This window comes from Bacillus sp. Bos-x628 (assembly GCF_040500475.1).
Lineage (GTDB): Bacteria > Bacillota > Bacilli > Bacillales > Bacillaceae > Bacillus > Bacillus maqinnsis.
The window spans coordinates 2,879,246-2,895,861 of record NZ_CP159358.1; the positions used below are offsets into that span (position 1 = coordinate 2,879,246).

Annotated in this window: 16 protein-coding genes and 1 pseudogene; 4 read left to right on the forward strand and 13 right to left on the reverse strand. The window is 40.3% G+C overall.

The genetic code is table 11. The features are described from left to right. Positions 1–2: 2 nt before the first annotated feature. Genes ABVJ71_RS14785 through ABVJ71_RS14800 form a run of 4 tightly spaced genes read right to left on the reverse strand, consistent with a single transcriptional unit; the run spans position 3 to position 4,651 of the window. Positions 3–1,484: a Na+/H+ antiporter subunit D gene (locus ABVJ71_RS14785; RefSeq protein ID WP_353854692.1), complete on the reverse strand. Its 1,482-nt coding sequence runs from the start codon at positions 1,482–1,484 to the stop codon at positions 3–5. Continuing rightward, positions 1,477–1,818 carry a Na(+)/H(+) antiporter subunit C gene (locus ABVJ71_RS14790; protein ID WP_353854693.1) on the reverse strand — a complete coding sequence of 114 codons (342 nt, stop codon included), beginning with the start codon at positions 1,816–1,818 and terminating at the stop codon, positions 1,477–1,479. The genes ABVJ71_RS14785 and ABVJ71_RS14790 overlap by 8 nt, the downstream gene beginning before the upstream one ends. After that, complete coding sequence (locus ABVJ71_RS14795) at positions 1,818–2,249, reverse strand: Na(+)/H(+) antiporter subunit B (RefSeq protein WP_353854694.1); 432 nt, start codon at positions 2,247–2,249, stop codon at positions 1,818–1,820. The genes ABVJ71_RS14790 and ABVJ71_RS14795 overlap by 1 nt, the downstream gene beginning before the upstream one ends. After that, the gene (locus ABVJ71_RS14800; RefSeq protein WP_353854695.1) at positions 2,246–4,651 is read right to left on the reverse strand and encodes a Na+/H+ antiporter subunit A; all 2,406 of its coding nucleotides are present in this window, start codon (positions 4,649–4,651) and stop codon (positions 2,246–2,248) included. The genes ABVJ71_RS14795 and ABVJ71_RS14800 overlap by 4 nt, the downstream gene beginning before the upstream one ends. 219 nt (positions 4,652–4,870) lie before the next feature. Here ABVJ71_RS14800 and ABVJ71_RS14805 point away from each other — a divergent pair, with 219 nt between their 5' ends. Beyond that, positions 4,871–5,080 (forward strand): hypothetical protein, encoded by a 210-nt coding sequence (locus ABVJ71_RS14805; RefSeq protein WP_353854696.1) that lies wholly within the window; start codon positions 4,871–4,873, stop codon positions 5,078–5,080. A 71-nt stretch (positions 5,081–5,151) separates the two neighbouring features. Here ABVJ71_RS14805 and ABVJ71_RS14810 read toward each other — a convergent pair whose 3' ends face one another. From ABVJ71_RS14810 to malK, 4 genes and pseudogenes are all read right to left on the reverse strand, one after another. Continuing rightward, positions 5,152–6,492, reverse strand: coding sequence for a 2-hydroxycarboxylate transporter family protein (locus ABVJ71_RS14810; protein WP_353854697.1), 1,341 nt, complete (start codon positions 6,490–6,492; stop codon positions 5,152–5,154). 176 nt (positions 6,493–6,668) lie between these two features. Then, a pseudogene (locus ABVJ71_RS14815) lies at positions 6,669–6,870 on the reverse strand (ABC transporter permease); the annotation flags it as partial. Between the two features lie 203 nt (positions 6,871–7,073). After that, complete coding sequence (locus ABVJ71_RS14820) at positions 7,074–7,781, reverse strand: response regulator (protein WP_353854698.1); 708 nt, start codon at positions 7,779–7,781, stop codon at positions 7,074–7,076. Continuing rightward, positions 7,774–9,372: a malate sensor histidine kinase MalK gene (gene malK / locus ABVJ71_RS14825; protein ID WP_353854699.1), complete on the reverse strand. Its 1,599-nt coding sequence runs from the start codon at positions 9,370–9,372 to the stop codon at positions 7,774–7,776. Before malK ends, ABVJ71_RS14820 begins: the two co-directional genes overlap by 8 nt. 186 nt (positions 9,373–9,558) lie before the next feature. Here malK and ABVJ71_RS14830 point away from each other — a divergent pair, with 186 nt between their 5' ends. Further along, positions 9,559–10,116: a YufK family protein gene (locus ABVJ71_RS14830; RefSeq protein WP_353854700.1), complete on the forward strand. Its 558-nt coding sequence runs from the start codon at positions 9,559–9,561 to the stop codon at positions 10,114–10,116. Positions 10,117–10,155: 39 nt separating this feature from the next. Here the strand turns inward: ABVJ71_RS14830 and ABVJ71_RS14835 are convergent, their stop codons facing one another. From ABVJ71_RS14835 to ABVJ71_RS14845, 3 genes are all read right to left on the reverse strand, one after another. Further along, positions 10,156–10,566, reverse strand: a complete 411-nt coding sequence (locus tag ABVJ71_RS14835; RefSeq protein ID WP_353854701.1) for a thiol-disulfide oxidoreductase DCC family protein — start codon at positions 10,564–10,566, stop codon at positions 10,156–10,158. Between the two features lie 20 nt (positions 10,567–10,586). After that, entirely contained in the window at positions 10,587–12,488 is a 1,902-nt protein-coding gene (locus ABVJ71_RS14840) for a transglycosylase domain-containing protein (RefSeq protein ID WP_353854702.1), read from the reverse strand. Positions 12,489–12,596: 108 nt separating this feature from the next. Next, entirely contained in the window at positions 12,597–13,775 is a 1,179-nt protein-coding gene (locus ABVJ71_RS14845) for an MFS transporter (protein ID WP_353856707.1), read from the reverse strand. Between the two features lie 218 nt (positions 13,776–13,993). Here ABVJ71_RS14845 and kapD point away from each other — a divergent pair, with 218 nt between their 5' ends. Continuing rightward, positions 13,994–14,611 (forward strand): 3'-5' exonuclease KapD, encoded by a 618-nt coding sequence (kapD, locus tag ABVJ71_RS14850; protein ID WP_353854703.1) that lies wholly within the window; start codon positions 13,994–13,996, stop codon positions 14,609–14,611. Here the strand turns inward: kapD and ABVJ71_RS14855 are convergent. Continuing rightward, positions 14,608–15,000, reverse strand: coding sequence for a kinase-associated lipoprotein B (locus tag ABVJ71_RS14855; RefSeq protein ID WP_353854704.1), 393 nt, complete (start codon positions 14,998–15,000; stop codon positions 14,608–14,610). The two genes, kapD and ABVJ71_RS14855, sit on opposite strands and share 4 nt — an antisense overlap. A gap of 90 nt (positions 15,001–15,090) precedes the next feature. On the opposite strand from ABVJ71_RS14855, the gene ABVJ71_RS14860 reads away from it, so the two are divergent. Further along, positions 15,091–15,270: a hypothetical protein gene (locus ABVJ71_RS14860; protein ID WP_353854705.1), complete on the forward strand. Its 180-nt coding sequence runs from the start codon at positions 15,091–15,093 to the stop codon at positions 15,268–15,270. On the opposite strand, the gene ABVJ71_RS14865 is transcribed toward ABVJ71_RS14860, so the two are convergent. Next, positions 15,271–16,563, reverse strand: coding sequence for a HAMP domain-containing sensor histidine kinase (locus ABVJ71_RS14865; protein ID WP_353854706.1), 1,293 nt, complete (start codon positions 16,561–16,563; stop codon positions 15,271–15,273). It lies immediately after the preceding gene. Positions 16,564–16,616 lie beyond the last annotated feature (53 nt).

Sequence of the window (16,616 nt, forward strand, 5' to 3'; positions counted from 1 at the left end):
ATCTACTCCTTCAGCACAGCTTGAATATATTTTTCTGGTGTTAAAAGCATTTCAGCAGCTTGATTGATATAAGGTGCAATGAATTCCGTGCCTAATCCAATCGCAAGTGATAAGGCAACAAGAAGCACTCCGGGATACACCATTCCTTTTATAGATGGCTTTCTTCTGACAGGCAGCTCCTGTTCCTCACCCCAAAAAGCGAGCATGAAAATTCTCATCACAGAATAAAGGACAAGAAGACTGGAAAGTAAGACCAGAATGGCAAAGGTCATGTGTCCGGCTGTAAATCCGCCTTCGACAATTTTTAGTTTGCCAACAAACCCACTAAGTGGCGGGATACCTGCTAATGATAAGGCTGAAAGAAAGAACATCCATCCAAGGAGAGGTTTTGTTTGCATCAGCCCGCCCATTTTCTTTAGATTGTTTGTACCAGCATACACAAACAATGCACCTGCCAGCATAAATAAAGCACCTTTCATTACCATATCGTGAATGAGATAATAAATCGTCCCTTGAATCGATGCTGGTGTATTGGCAGCAATACCAAATAGAATGACTCCAACGGCTGTGACAATGTTATAGATCACAATTTTTTGTACATCAGAGTAGGCAACCGAACCAATCACACCGAAAATGACAGTAAGTGCGGCCAGCCAAGCCATCAGTGCATGTGTGAATTCGGTATCATGAATAAAGATCAAGGTAAATACTCTTGCAATGGCGTATAAGCCCACCTTTGTCAGCAGCGCGCCAAATAAAGCCGAAATAGCTGCTGGCGGCGCATGATATGAACCAGGCAACCAGAAATAAAGCGGGAAAATACCAGCTTTTAAGCCGAAAACAATGAGGAACAGAACTGAAATGACCGTGATCAGACCTGTTTGCCCTGACTCTGTTATTTTCATACTTAAATCGGCCATATTTAGTGTTCCAGTGACTGCATACAAACAAGCAACACCGACAATAAATAACGCAGATGAAATGATGTTAAACACGATATATTTCAGTGACTCTCGAAGCTGGGGCTTTGAGCTGCCTAATACAATGAGCATGTAAGATGCCATCAGCAGTAATTCGAAGAAAACAAACAGGTTGAAAATATCTCCTGTTAAAAAGGCACCGCTGACGCCAGCCAATAAGAATTGAACGCCTGAATAATAGAACAGTCGCTCTCTTTCTTTCCCAATCGTTTGGAAAGAAAAGAGAACGGTCACAAATCCAATAACAGAAGCGGTCAAAACGAGTAGCGCAGCAAACTGGTCGGCCACAAGGGCGATGCCAAAGGGTGCTTTCCACCCGCCTAAAAAAAGTGTTTGTATTCCATTTGTGAAAATTGTCTGAACCAAGTATAGATTACAAATCATCGCTGAAAGAGATGCAATAACACTAAAACCTCTCGACAGCATGATATTTTGATTCATAAAGATTAATAGTGTAGCCGATAGTAACGGAATCAAAATAGGTAAGATCACGAGATTATTCATGCTGATCATTTCCTCTCATTTGATCCATGTCATCTGTTCGCAGTTCTTGGAAGGCACGGAAGGCCAACACGAGTAAAAAAGATGTCACACCAAAAGCAATGACAATTGCAGTTAAGATTAATGCTTGTGGTAATGGATCTACATAGGATGTGAGCCCCTCTTTTAAAATAGGCGGTGCTCCTTTCTTTAAACCGCCCATGGTTAATAAGAGCAAATGGACGCCGTGACTCAAAACGGCCGTACCGACGATGACCCGTAGAAGGCTTTTTGAGAGCATTAAATAGGTCGCCGCCATAAAGATAATTCCGACGATAATAGACATTAGAAATTCCATTATTCCTTCTCCCCAATCGTTTGAATAATGGTCATGGTGACACCGACAACAACCAGATATACACCGATATCAAACAGTACGGCTGTAGCCAGTTCTGTTTTCCCTAAAAGCGGCAATTGAAAATAATCAAATGTATGGGATAGAAAAGGTGCACCGAATAGGAAAGATCCCATTCCAGTTAAGATCGCAACGAGCAGTCCTGTGCCTGCTACATAAATAAAGTTAAACGGAAGGATGCGTCTTACTGTTTTCAGGTCATAGGCTAAGAGCAGCAGAACGACAGCGCCAGCACTCATCAGTCCGCCGATAAAACCTCCGCCAGGATTGTTATGCCCTGCAAGAAACAGGTGGAGCGAGAAAAGCAAGATGATGAATGCTGTGATTTTTGTTGTGACCTGTAAGAGCATATCATTCGTATCAATTTTTCTCATCGCCGCACTCCTCTCTTTCGTTTTCCTTGAGCTTTTAATAACCCATAAATACCGAGTGCCGCAATGGCGAGCACGGTAATTTCAAAGAGTGTATCAAAGCCCCTGAAATCTACAAGAATGACATTGACAATATTGTTTCCGCCTGCGAGCTTGTAGCTGTTCTCAATAAAATAAGTTGAGATTGTGTCAAGTGACTGCTGACTTGTGGAAGCGAAAGCGAGACAGGTGACAACAACTCCAACGCCTAATGAAATGATCAAATTGGTCACTTTGAACCTTCTCGTTTTTTGCTTCAAGCTCAGCTTTGGCAAATGATAGAAGCAAAGTAGAAACAGCGCAACAGAAATCGTCTCAATAATTAGTTGCGTCAGCGCAAGGTCAGGTGCTCTGAAAATTACGAAGAATAATGACAGCGTGTATCCCATGACACCAAGTGCGATAATGGCTGTTAACCGAGAACGGGCGAACACAGTTGTGATGGTCGCTGCCACCATAACGAGTGAAAGAATGGCTTCGTAAGTGCCAATTGGTGCAGCTTGCCCAGTGTTAAATGAGAAGGCTTGCTGATACGCCATGACGCTGCCAAGCACGATGATCATGAAACCAAACACATAGACAAGGTAGTCACGAAGAAAACCTGTCATATAGCTGTTTGTCAGGCGATATGAGCCTTTTTCTAAGCCTGTCAGCGAACGATCATATATAGAATTAAATGACCATTTTGCTTTAAATACGTTGTACATTGGCCGCCATTTTGACAATGTCAAATAGCCGATTGTGCCGAGCACAACCACACCGATTGTCATATAAAGCTCTGGCTGAAATCCATGCCACGCCTCAATTTTGACGACAAAACGACTTCCTGGTTCAATTGCATCAGGAATAATCGCTGAAATAGCAGGTTCAATCACAGAATAGGCAAGAATATTTGGGAAAAAGAAAAAGGTGACCACAAGTGTAGCCAGAATGATTGGTGGAATGAGCATACCAATCGGTGCTTCATGCGGTTTTTTCTCTAATTGATCCAAACGGAGGTTGCCTCTAAATGTTCTAAAGACGAGCATGATACTGTAAATGAACGTAAACACACTAGCGAGCCAAGCGGCTGCTGGGAAAATAGCACCCCATGTTGAAACGTCAGTAAAGCTGATGTCAGAGATTCGTATCATACTTGTGAAAAATAGCTCTTTACTTAAGAAGCCATTAAATGGTGGAAGTCCAGCCATTGAGAATGCACCGATTAAAGTGATCGTAAATGTAATGGGCATGATGGTCATTAATCCGCCCAGCTTTCGAATGTCACGAGTACCCGTTTCGTGATCAATGATGCCGGCTGCCATAAAGAGACTGCCTTTAAATGTGGCATGGTTGATTAAATGAAAAATGGCCGCAAGAATGGCTGCGCCAAAGAAGGCGGTATGATTTTCATGAATCGCAGCTGCGCCTACGCCAAGCATCAGCATAATCATGCCAAGCTGACTAACGGTAGAAAAGGCCAAGATGGCTTTCAAATCGTTTTGCCGGACAGCATGGAATGATCCCCAGAACAATGTGACAAGCCCAACAATGGAAATGGTCCAAAACCAAACCTCTGAAATCGCAAAGATAGGGCTAAAGCGGGCGACTAAATAAATGCCAGCCTTGACCATTGTGGCAGAGTGCAGATAACTACTGACAGGAGTTGGCGCTTCCATTGCATCAGGCAACCAAATATAAAAAGGAAATTGCGCTGATTTTGTAAACGCACCTAGTAAGATCAGGAGCATGGTAGGAATAAAATACGGTGATGCCTTAATAAGCTGGAGCTGATTGACTGCTTCACGAATACTGAATGAATCCGTAATGAGGTAGATGAGGATGAAGCCACCAAGCATAGATAATCCACCGAAAACGGTAATCAGCAGTGATTTTGTTGCTCCATATCGAGAGCGTTCACGCTTATACCAATACCCAATTAAGAGGAAGGAAGAGATACTCGTTAGCTCCCAAAACAAGTAAAGAACCACCATGTTGTCAGAGAGAACGACACCTAGCATTGCGGTCATAAACATGAGTAAATACGTATAGAAAGAGCCAAGCTGTTCCTTTTCCTTTGATAAGTAGAAAATACTGTACAACACCACGAGTGCGCCGATACCTGTAATTAATAAAGCAAATAACAGGCTCAGACCATCTACATACACAGTGAAATTCATCCCTAGAGAAGGAATCCATTCAGCCTGTGAAAACAATGTTCGTCCATTTGACGTCATAGTGAGCATTTGGATGAAATAGCTAAATAAAAGAATAGGCAAGATGAGAACAAACCATCCCGTATGTATACGTCTAACATATTTGAAAAGGAAAGGTACAACAAAGGCAAGCAAAAAAGGTGATAGAATGGCGAAGTGAATAAGCTGCAAGAAAATGAACCTCCTCTGATCAATATAAATTCACGTTCTAAAGAACTGGTAATTAAAATTATAGCGTAAATACAGACATGGTGCATTGGTTTGAACCGATTTCAAGCAACTGTATTCATTTTAAGTTCCTCTGACCACAAAAATAATTTTATCAAAAATGAACCTTGTTGTATATTGTTTTGTATTTCGTACATGCTTTTCTTAAAAGGAGCTGATTACATGAAACTGAAGGTCGGCATCAGCTTAAGCATATTCTGCACGTTTTTAGGAGGAGCATTCTTCATTGAACGAAATGAACAAAAAAGGTGGCAGGCAGAAAGTGAATGGCCGCTATTTTCAGAGCATCTCCTCTACATGACTTATCATGAAGCGAAACAGTATCCTTTTCAGCCTCGAGAATATATACGTATTGTGCTAGCTGATGAATGAGGTCTTATAGGAGAAAAAATATGAAAAAGAATGTGCCCTCATTGAGATCACATTCTTTTTATTGCCTATTTTTATGAAGTAAACATTCTGAGTAAGATCGTTGCACAAATGACCGTCGCAGCTCCGCCAAGTCGTGTAGATACTTGGGCAAAGGGCATAAGGCCCATTCTTCCAGAAGCTGAGAGAATCGCAACGTCACCAGTACCGCCTAGACCGCTGTGACAACCAGTCACGATTGCAGATTCTACTGGGTACATGTTCATTAATTTACCAACGAAGTAACCAGAACCTACCATTGCTAGAACAACAGCGACACATACGCATACAAAAGGAATAGAGATAATCGTTGCTACATCATCAAGCGGAATATATAGAATTCCTAGACCAACCATTAGCGGCCATGTAAAGCTTCTTGATACGAATTTGTAGAACTGTTGTGACCCGTTTTGTAAATGTTGTGGCATGACATTTAAGTATTTGATTAAAGCTGCAAGAACAATCATCAGGATTGGTCCTGGAATATGAACAAAGCTTTCTAACAAGCTACCAAAGATGAAAGTTGTACAAGCAACCAGTACACCTGCACCCATCAGACTGAAATCCACTTTTGCCTCCATATTAGGTTGCTCGAAGATTTCGTTTGTTTCTTTCGATTTAACAAGACGACCATTCCCGTTCAGTTCAGGACGCTTTTCCCCAAGCTTCTTCAATGCGCCGGCACAGATGATGGCAATGACGTTCCCAATAACGGCTGCAGGAATTAATTGAGATATTAATGACTCTGCTGATACAGAAAGAATTTGAGAGTAAGCAATAGATAATGGCAAGATACCTTCGCCAATGCCTCCTGCAATAATTGGTACAATAATAAAGAAGAAAGAATGATGTGGTGTATAACCAACTAAAAGACCAACAACTATTCCGGCAGAAACAGCGGCAATTGTACCTGCTACAAGTGGGACAAACATACGAATAAGTCCTTGTACTAAAACAGTTCGCTGCATCCCAAGAATACTACCTACTACAAGGGCAGAAATATAGAAATAAAGAAAGTTAGACGTTTTCATCAGAGACGTAACCGCTTCCAATGAGTTCGGGTTTAGTACATGAAAAAAGACCAGGAACGATGGTACGAATAAAGAAAGAATCGCTGGTCCACCAATATCTTTTAAAATGGGAATACGTTGTCCCACATCTCCGAGGAAAATCCCCAAAATCATAATAATAGCGAAACCACCAAGCATATTTGCTGGAATTTTATTAAAATGAGCGGCAGTTAAAATAATTGCTGCCAGTACTAAATACACAGGAAGATCAATAACACCAATTTTCCAAGAGATGATCTTTTGGAAAACGCTTTTATTATTATCAAAATCATTTGTAATCGATTTCAATTTTTGTGCATTAGCCACATAAACACCCCCAAATGCTATTTGTCTCAATTGTAGAAGATTAAAAGGGGCTCTTCTATTTATTAAACTAAATTAAGTTTAATAAAAGTAAAATAAACAAAGGAATCCTTCGTTTTTATCATACAAAAATCCCCTGTAGGTCGTTCATCCCCCAGAGAATTGATCATACAACGTATTTATCGTTTCCCTTTTAAATAAGGTGTACCGAGGGCTTTCGGTGCATCAGCGCGTCCGATAAATCCAGTAAGTGCAAGGATTGAGCACATATGGTGCGATGAGCATCTACACGTTCGGTATATCTTGAGATAGCGGTAAAGAGAGCCGATAATGAGCAAAATTAAAGAATCGTGCTGCTCCTATAGCACCGATTGGATGCCATGACCAAATACAAGTGCAGCTCATAAATAGAAATTTGTTTTATTTAAAAAAATGTGAAAAGGCATCATTCTTTGTCTTTTTATGTCATGAGATATGATATAATGCGGCTTTTGTGATGTGCTTTACTACAGTGGAACCATTGATATCAAGCTCCTATGCCATAAAAAACATCTGACCTTTAAGAAAAAAGTCAGATGTGTAGATTATAAATATTGCTGTATTAGATTCATATTACTTGTATTGAGTTTATATTGGAAAACAGGGCGTCCAATTGTCCCGTAAGCCATTTCTACATCAACTACTTCGATATCCTCAAGGAATTTCAAATATTTTCTAATTGACACTTGTGATATTTCTGTGTGATTGGATAGGTCTTCTGTTGTAAAAGCCTGTTGACCAAACGATTGAATGCTTGTCCAAATGAGTTTGAGTGTACTTTTGGTTAGTCCTTTTGGCAGAAGGACTTTTTCCGCTTCTGTTTTTTTATGAAAGAGCTTCGCATCTAAATCATGTTGTGAGATGCTGTTCATGGTTTGATACAGGTCATGTTTTCTTTTATAGTCAGCTAGAGCGGATTGGAAGCGTTCAAACTCAAACGGCTTGATTAAATAATCAACCGCTCCGTTTCGCATCGTTTGTTGAACGACCTCCACTTCATTGGCAGCGGATATCACAATCACATCTACACGATGATGTTGCTGGCGAATTTCTGATAATAGTGCCAATCCGTTTTGCCCAGGCATATAAATATCGAGAAGTACAAGATGAATGACTTCTGTCTTTAATAATTCGAGTGCCTGCTGAAAGGATGTCGCAATTCCCTTTAACTCAAAGCCATCTATTTGGCTAAGGTAGCGTTTGTTCAGCTCCCCAACCATCGGATCATCTTCTACTATTAATACATTAATCATTTGAATCCTCCTTTTGTTGATACGGAATGCGGAGACTAAAGGTCGTCCCTTCTCCTTTTTCACTCGTGACAATCATATGTCCATTCAGTTTTTTGATGCTCTGATCAACGAAATAGAGACCGAATCCTCTGTCTTTTCCTTTTGTTGAAAAGCCTTGATCAAACATCAGTTGCTGTTCTTCTATTGTAAGACCGACGCCTGTGTCAGTAATTTCGATATGAAGCTGTCCTTGTACGAATCGGAATGAAATCGAAATGGTTTTTTTGTCTGTATGAGAAACGGCATCGAGTGCGTTGTTTAACAAGTTGCCAATGACTGTAATGAGATCATGTGTCACCGCTGGGTCCCAAGCTTCTGGAACTTGGGTGCTACAGATGACTTCTAAGGAGGCCCCTTGCTCTCGAATGTAGCTTTGTTTTCCTAGTAAAAAGCCTGCTAAGACAGAATTTTTGACATGATTGATGATTTCGTTTGTTTCCGTTTGTTGATAAATTGCAATATCCTTAATATAGGTGCCAAGATCATCATAGTTTTTGAGCTGGACCAGTCCTAAGATGACATGAAGCTTGTTCATAAATTCGTGCGATTGTGCACGAAGGGCATTTGCATACATTTTGACACCGCTTAGCTGCTCGGCAAGGTGTTTGACTTCTGTTTTGTCACGGAATGTCGCAATGGCACCGACAATTTCGCCTTTTACGGTAATCGGAACCTCGTTAAAAACAAGTTCCAGCCCGTTCATTCTAACATCACGATCCAAAAGCGGCTTTCGTGTCTGAATCACTTGCTTTAATCCGCTTGACGGAAGGAGGGATTGAACGTCTTGTTCCCTAGGGTCAACCATAATCCCCATATGATGAAAAAGACGCTTTGCTTCTGCATTTGCCAACTTAATTTTGCCGTCCTGATCGACTGCAAGGATTCCTTCCTTGGTGGATTCTAGCATGGCGCTTCGTTCTTTTAGTAATGTCGCAATTTCATCTGGCTCCAGTCCAAACATAATCTTTTTTACTTTTCGTGCCACAATGAGTGCCCCCACAATTCCAAATAGAAGACTAATGGATGTGACGAAATAGAGCGGAAGTAAGCTCTGATGAATAATCAAGTCAATTTCTTTTAACGTAATCCCTACTGCTACCGCACCAAGCTGTTTCCCATCTTGATTATAAACAGGTACAAAAGCACGCATTGATTTTCCAAGTGTTCCAGATGCGGTGCTAATGTGTTCTTTTCCTTGTAATGCTGCTTTCTCATCGCCGCCAGCAAAACGTTTTCCGATTTTTTGCGGATTCGGATGTGTTTTGCGGATGCCTTTCATATCCATGACGACAACGAATTCGGTTTTGGTAATGTGCTGGACACTCGTTGTATATTTACGTAGCGCTGTATATGAATGTTTTTCTAATGATTCGGAAGTGATAGGTGCCTCTGCGACCATTTTGGCCGTGGAGAGGGCAATGTTACGCTCCTGCTGATGAATGTTCTTGGCTGTTTCAGACCATATCGTAAAGAATGTAATACACAAGGAGATCAAAACAACGATACAGACAAAGAGGGTCAGCCTTGTTTGCAGTCTTAAATTTTTTTTCACGAGTATACCCCTAACGCTCGATTTTGTAGTCAATAGTATTACTTTAACGGGAAAGTGTAAGTTTGTGAAGGAATGCGCGTACAAAATCGAAAATTTGCTTTCCATTCCAGTTTACTTGGAAAGCATCTTGTCAATCGGTTTTAAGTGAGCCATAATAAATGTGAGCTTATGAGAAAGGATTTATTTATGAAAAATACATACTTAACTGGATATTTTCCACTGATATCAATTTTACTATTCAGCTCTGCATTTTCAATTTTTACTGTAGGTATCACCACGGATTTGTTGACACAAGCGGGTATTTTAAAAGGAATGCTGGAATTCTTTTCAGAACAGGGCATTCGTCTCGCTTTATTTGCCGCATTCGCACTCGTTTATTTTATGATATTATCTGCTTTAAAACTCATTGCTGATACGATCTTAGAGTTGTCTTTACTCTTTTTTGCGAGAGATCCTGAAGGGGAGAACTTAAAGAAAATCCGGATTTCATCCCTCGTTTATTTGTTTGCCAGTTTACTTGCTTTTATTTTCACGCAGCAGCTTATCCTACTTGTAGGGCTCTTTGTTGTAGCAAGTCTTGTCTATTTCATTTGGGTTGTGGTCCGAATTTATCAATCGCTGTCCATGTGGAATTTAATTGGTTTTATGATGTTTATTATTTTGTTTTGGGCCACATTTTTGATCGGAATCTTGTACTTATTTATGAAGCTTTATAACAGTGTGATGGCAAGTCTTCCTTCTTAAACAGACGAAAGCATCCTCCAAAATGGAGGATGCTCTTTTTTATGTGAGAAACCGTTTTTTTATATTTGGTGTAGGTACCATACAAGATGTTCTTTGACCAAACCATTTGTAGCGATTTTTGGCGATTAGCTGATAAACCCAATCACGAATCGGTCGAGGAATAACGAGGAGCAAATAGCTCCACTGATAAATACCCTTTAAATGTCGTGCCGCTTTTAAGACGCCCGTTGATTTTTTATAAAGGGCTCCTTCTTCGATATAAATGAATGAATCGAACTGATTGATTGGCAAACCATGTTCTTTCAAGATGAGTTGTCCGATATCAGATTGAAGGGAAGCAAACATCATGCGTTCATTCGGATCGTGTTTGATCACAAACTGAACAGCACCGCTACATACATGACAGACACCATCAAATAAAATTAAATGGGTTGGACGAGTGGCATTCATGGCAATCAAACCCCCTATCTTTATCTGGCGTATTGCATCGTATTTTTCCAAATGCGTAAGTGAGGACTTGAATGATAAATGGATTCAACGCTTCCTCTATCTCTTCCGACCCATACACCCATCGTGTATTGATCCGTTAGTCCAACAAACCAAATGTCTTTGTAGTCATTCGATGTACCAGTCTTTCCGCCAATATAAGGAGAATGGAAATTGGCTTTTTTACCTGTACCGCTTTTCACAACAGATGCAAGCAGCTTGCGCATCGTTTCATTTGTACGCGGAGAATACACTTGTTTCGGTGATTCCTTCCACTTGTAAAGTGTTTTTCCATTTAAGTCTGTGACCTTTGTAATGGAATGGCTTTGCGTATAGGAACCTTGATTGCCAAAGACCGTATACGCATCGGTTATTTCAAGCGGTGAGAATCCTTTCGTAAATCCTCCAAGTGCTGAAGGGAGCCGGTAATCATCCGCCACAATATGCTTGAACGAAAATTGTTCTAAATAGCTGAATCCTTTTTTTACACCGACAGTATCCAGCATGCGGATAGCAGGTGTATTATAAGAATTCTTAAAGGCTGTTTCAAGTGTGACCGTTCCATAGGTTTTGTGATTATAGTTTTGCGGGCAGTATCCGCTGTTGCAAAATTTCCCAGCACTGATTGTGCTTGAGGCTGTGGCGCCGGTTTGGTCGATATAAGGTCCATAATCTAAAAGCGGCTTAATCGCAGACCCAGGCTGTCTTTGCGCTTGAAAGGCATAGTTGAAATCAAATTTTTGATAGTTTTTCCCCCCAGCAAGTGCCACAATTTGATGGGTCTGATGATTGATGACGGCTGCTCCTCCTTCAACACCTTGATATGGTAATTGAGCATTCAACTGATAGACAGCTCTTTGCTGCAAGGAAGGAAGAAGCGCTGTATAAATCTTCACGCCATCTTGAAGCAGGGTACCGACCTTTTCAGATAACTCCTTTTGAATGGCTTTTTTCTCTTCGGTTGTTTTGGCTTTATTTAATCGTTTTGTAAAGCCTTCTTGATCTGACACAAGATCTGTGAATTCTTCATTTGCATATGTCACATAGTCAGGGTAGAGATTTTTCTTTTGACTTAAAGTCAAGTTGATTTTTTCTTTGATGGCCTTTTTGTATTGTTTATTAGTGATGACACCATCTTTTTTCAAAATACCGAGCAGCCGTTCTTGGCGTTTCTTTGTATGGTTGAATTGTTTCAGTGGATCATAAAGAGTCGGATTGTTTGGAATGGCACATATAAACGCCATCTGTGCAAGCGACAAGGAACTAAGCGGTTGATCAAAATAATAATCGGCGGCAGACCCGACACCGTAAACACCGTTGCTGAAATAAATCGTATTTAAATAGCTTTCGAGAATTTCATTTTTTGTGAATTTCCGCTCTAGTTCATAAGAATAGAGCAACTCTGTCAACTTACGACTAAAGGAACGCTCATGGCTTAAATATAGGTTACGGGCCAACTGCTGTGTGATGGTACTTGCTCCTTGGCTGATACCATGGTTTTTGACATTTGCTACAAGGGCACGAACAACTCCCATAAAGTCAATGCCTTTATGATCATAAAAGTTGCGGTCCTCTGAGCGAAGGAAAAGTTCCTTTACAGGATCAGGAATTTGATCATATGTGACGAAAATGCGGTTCTCATCGTTAGATACGATTTCTGATATAAGAGAACCATCCCGGTCATACATGTAACTGTTTTGGGCAAAATTTATCTTTTCTAGCTTGATTTTTTGATCAAGCACTTTGTTAACAGGTTTTACACTTGCAGCTTCTTCCTTCGATAAATAAAAAGTAAGAACAAATAATGGGATGAGGGCAGCAAGTAATAACCAACCAATGATTGCACGAAACATGAGGTCACTCACTTTCTTCAGATTTCTAGCCATATCGTACCATTCTTTTGCGGATACGAGAAGGTTATTTTTAGAAAAGAATGGGCGTGAAGCCTAGAGAATAGGCAGGACAAGCATGAAAAAAGAGCATCTGATTGATCATCAGACACTCCTTTCTTTTGTTTTTGAATGATAGCGGACTGCCCACAAAAATAGCGCACCAAAAAGAAAAATAACGGCGGTTACATAAAAGACTGCTGGAATTCCGTAATGACTTGCTACAATCCCGCCAATGACTGGACCAACCACATTCCCAAGAAAACGGAAGCTTACGTTATATCCGAGTACTTCACCTTGCATAGATGCAGGTGCTTTAATTCGTATGTACGCCGTTGTACATGGAATAATTCCGCCTAGTGTCATCCCGTATAGAAAACGGAATATAACCAGCATGCCATAGGAATCAGCTAGCGCTTGGGGGATAAATAAGATCGAAGAGAGGATGAGGAGTGCAAGCAGCACTTTATCATGTCCTATTCGATCTCCAAGATTTCCCCACTTTCGTGTAAAAAGCAAATTTCCAAGCCCTGTAGCGGAAAACGCCAGACCCGCAAAAAAAGCGAGATTTTCTGAACCGTGTAAATCATGAATGTACAGGGCTAAAAGCGGTTGAATGCTAAAGTTCCCCACTTGTGTAATAAATGTCAATAGCATAGTGACAACAAGCAAAGGCTGTTTCAAAATATGAGCGAGTACGTCCTTACGTGAGTAAGCGATGCGCTTTGCTTCTTTAGATTGGATCGGTTGTTCTTTGACACCGATGATAATCACGAAGGCTGATAAATAAATCACAGTAGCTGTTAAAAAAAACGTATAAATGAATCCGACGCTGTCTGCCATCAAGCCGCCCATTAATGGACCGAACAGCCCTCCGGCGACATTGCTCATCTGCATTGTCCCAAGTGTTTTCCCAGCAGTTGCCTTTTCGGTTTGAGCAGAGATAAGCGCCATAGAAGTGGAAATGAAGCCTGTCACAAGCCCCATGAATAGCCGAAGCGCAAATAGCTGGTAAACGGTTTGAACAAGTCCCATGAATAGAATACTTGTCGCAATCCCAATTCCGTTGATTAATAAAATCTTTTTGTAGCCATGCCGGTCTCCAATCCGCCCCCAAATAGGAGAAATAAGAAAGGCGGTTAAAAACGTGACCCCAAAGACGTAGCCGCTCCATCTTTGGACAAATTCATTAGAATAGCTACTATCAAGAGACGCTATGTATAGTGATAAAAAAGGAACGATCATTGTGATGCTGGCAGATACGAAAAAGTTCACAAACCACATGATGTATAAGTTTTTCTTTCTGTTTGTGATAAAACCACCTTCTTTATTTATTTCGTGTTCCTTAATAATTATAAAGGAAAGTAAACGATCTTTCATCTGATGAATAGGTTGGGCATAGTGAATCTGCATTATTTTCACGAAATTGAAGTGATTTCAAAGTCCGTCTTAATATAATAGTATCAGAGATGAAAAACAGCCGAGAAAGGGAGGTGAAACTGGTGGAACAGAAGACGCTGCTTGTGGTCGATTTTGAATTTACGATGCCTGACGGAAAGTATCATCCGCAAAATTTTTTCCCTGAAATTATTGAGGCTGGTGTCGTGAAAGCAACGAGTGAAAACATCGTAGATACCTTCTCAAGTTATGTGAAACCGAAAAAATTTCCGAAACTGACGAAGCGTTGTAAATCTTTTCTCGGAATTACGCAGCAAGATGTGGAAAGCGGGATTACATTTGAGGCGTTTATTGAAACGCTCATGTCACTTGATGGAGGAGAAGACTGTGATGTGATCACTTGGGGGAATATGGATATGAAAGTGCTGAAGCAAAACTGTATGCTCAATCATATTGCATTTCCATTTAAGGGAAATCTACGGGACCTGGCCTTTGAATATAAAACTTTTTTTGGTGACAGAACACTGACAGGACTTAGAACAGCGGCGAAGGAATACGGAAGTGAAGGAGCTGGTAAGCACCATAAAGCACTAGATGATGCCATGACAACTTATCAGCTATTTACACTATTTGAAAAAGACAGAGCCTATGTAGAAAATCCACAAACAACCAAAATTGGTGAACTCATCGATTTCTCTCATTTTTTTGATTCGACGGATTAGCGAGCGTCTTCTGGAAAATAGTCTTTCTCAAGGGAAGAAAGGCAAGCTCTCGATTTTTTAGCCCATTCAGAATCATCCGCGTTGAGCGATTTTTTTAATTTTTCTACAGCTTCTTTCAGTGACACTTGATAGTCAGGAATTTCGCCATTATACGGCTTGACCATATGGTGAGGAATATTCGTTTGTTCTCTAAATGCCAAAGCTCGTCTCTCTTGGAAAAAAGGCACTTCTGCTTGTTTAGGGTGATGAAGGTCACCTTGGGTGGGATGAGTAAGGACTGCTTTTACTTGAACGAGAAAGGTCGATTGTTTCACTGCTGTCACTTCCCCAATGTATACACCTGTTTTGTAAAATCCTTTCACAATTTGTCCGATTTGAATGTCTGTCATGTGAAATTCCTCCATTTCCTTCTCATAGGAAGGTATTTCATTTTTTTTCGCCAATATAGTGAAGTAAACCATTAAAAGGGGGAATCGCGGATGATTACGTTCATCGCACTCTTTCTACTGTATTTTCCTGAAGATAAAAGGGAGTACATCCCTGCGGCGATCACAACGGTGCTTTTCTTTATTGCTGCATTTATTTGTTTTCGTCTCATCGTTCGTGCTTCTAAGAAGCAGGAGCAAAAGGATGAAAAATGGACAAAAAAAATGGATTGATCATTTTCTTCTTGTATCTTCAGGAAATTTTACTGTGACTGTTGTACCAGACTGTAAGGAGCTTTTGAAACGAATCGTTCCATGGTGGTTTTCGATAATTGAAAAAGTCACTGTCAGCCCAAGTCCAGTTCCTTTGTTTTTCAAGGTGTAATAAGGTTCGCCAAGCTTTTTCATTTGGTTTTCTGTCATCCCTACACCGTTATCTATGAAACAAAGGCATATTTTATGATTTTCTTTAGAAGCAAAGAGTTCAATTTTCCCTTCATGTTCTGGTGCTGCTTCAATGCCATTTTTGATTAAATTAATCAAGACTTGTTTCATCTTGGTTTCATCACCTTGGATATATAAGTCCGGTTCAATCGATTGATGAATGGTGACCGATTTAAAGTTGGCATATGATGTCATCAAGGATGCGCATTCTTCTAGCAATTGAGACAGATTCAAAGATTCAATTTGATAATAGTTTTGTTTGGCAATGTCAAGATAACTCGTAATAATGTCTTGCGCACGGTCTAATTCTGAAAGGACAAGGTTTTTATAATCTTTATTGGTCGATTGCTCTTTCGCATTTTCGCTTGAAAAAAGCAATTGAATAAATCCTCTAACGACCGTAAGCGGGTTGCGCACTTCATGGGCGACACTTGCAGCGAGTTCACTCACAATTGTCAGTTTCTCTGATTGGACGAGCTGTGTTCTCATTTGGGCGTTTTCTTTGATGAATTCAATTGTATATATACTGAGTACGAGAACGAAAATGTAGTAAAGAGTTGAGAAAAATAACTCAAGGAATTTTTGCTGCATAATAAATGCTGGACTATATTCCATTAAGCTGGCCACAAGCAACCCAATGTAAATAAATATGCCTTTGGATAGACCGATGAGCACACCATATATGAGCTTTTTCATCCTAGGATATTGCCACCATTTCCGGTAGAACAGAAAAGGAATGAAAAAGTACATCGGTACAACGATAAGTCCGATCCATAAGAAGGAGCCGTACATCACGAATTTTACGATTGAGCTGATCAATATCGCCACGATTCCAGCGGTATACCCACCGTATAAAATGGCAAGCACAAGAGGAATTGATTGAAGCCCAGTCTGCAAATCTAAAATCGAACCTACTGGATATATAATACAAAGCGCTGAAGAGATAGATGCAAATATTGTGATGAGCAGTTTATTCGTTTTCGGGAAATGAGCAGGGGTCCGGTTTAGCCATAGCACATGATATAAAAAGATTGGAAATAGAATAAAAGATACATGGAGCAAAAAATCCTTGAACATTTCCATTTAAATGCTCTCCTCGTAAATAATTGTAATTCCTCTCATTATATCATTTCATG

Excerpts from the sequence above, each read along its gene's own strand:
- ABVJ71_RS14785 (WP_353854692.1), bottom strand. The coding sequence starts at position 1,484 with ATGAATAATCTCGTGATCTTACCTATTTTGATTCCGTTACTATCGGCT.
- ABVJ71_RS14790 (WP_353854693.1), bottom strand. The coding sequence starts at position 1,818 with ATGGAATTTCTAATGTCTATTATCGTCGGAATTATCTTTATGGCGGCG.
- ABVJ71_RS14795 (WP_353854694.1), bottom strand. The coding sequence starts at position 2,249 with ATGAGAAAAATTGATACGAATGATATGCTCTTACAGGTCACAACAAAA.
- ABVJ71_RS14805 (WP_353854696.1), top strand. The coding sequence starts at position 4,871 with ATGAAACTGAAGGTCGGCATCAGCTTAAGCATATTCTGCACGTTTTTA.
- ABVJ71_RS14820 (WP_353854698.1), bottom strand. The coding sequence starts at position 7,781 with ATGATTAATGTATTAATAGTAGAAGATGATCCGATGGTTGGGGAGCTG.
- ABVJ71_RS14830 (WP_353854700.1), top strand. The coding sequence starts at position 9,559 with ATGAAAAATACATACTTAACTGGATATTTTCCACTGATATCAATTTTA.
- ABVJ71_RS14835 (WP_353854701.1), bottom strand. The coding sequence starts at position 10,566 with ATGAATGCCACTCGTCCAACCCATTTAATTTTATTTGATGGTGTCTGT.
- ABVJ71_RS14840 (WP_353854702.1), bottom strand. The coding sequence starts at position 12,488 with ATGGCTAGAAATCTGAAGAAAGTGAGTGACCTCATGTTTCGTGCAATC.
- ABVJ71_RS14845 (WP_353856707.1), bottom strand. The coding sequence starts at position 13,775 with ATGTGGTTTGTGAACTTTTTCGTATCTGCCAGCATCACAATGATCGTT.
- ABVJ71_RS14855 (WP_353854704.1), bottom strand. The coding sequence starts at position 15,000 with ATGACAGACATTCAAATCGGACAAATTGTGAAAGGATTTTACAAAACA.
- ABVJ71_RS14860 (WP_353854705.1), top strand. The coding sequence starts at position 15,091 with ATGATTACGTTCATCGCACTCTTTCTACTGTATTTTCCTGAAGATAAA.
- ABVJ71_RS14865 (WP_353854706.1), bottom strand. The coding sequence starts at position 16,563 with ATGGAAATGTTCAAGGATTTTTTGCTCCATGTATCTTTTATTCTATTT.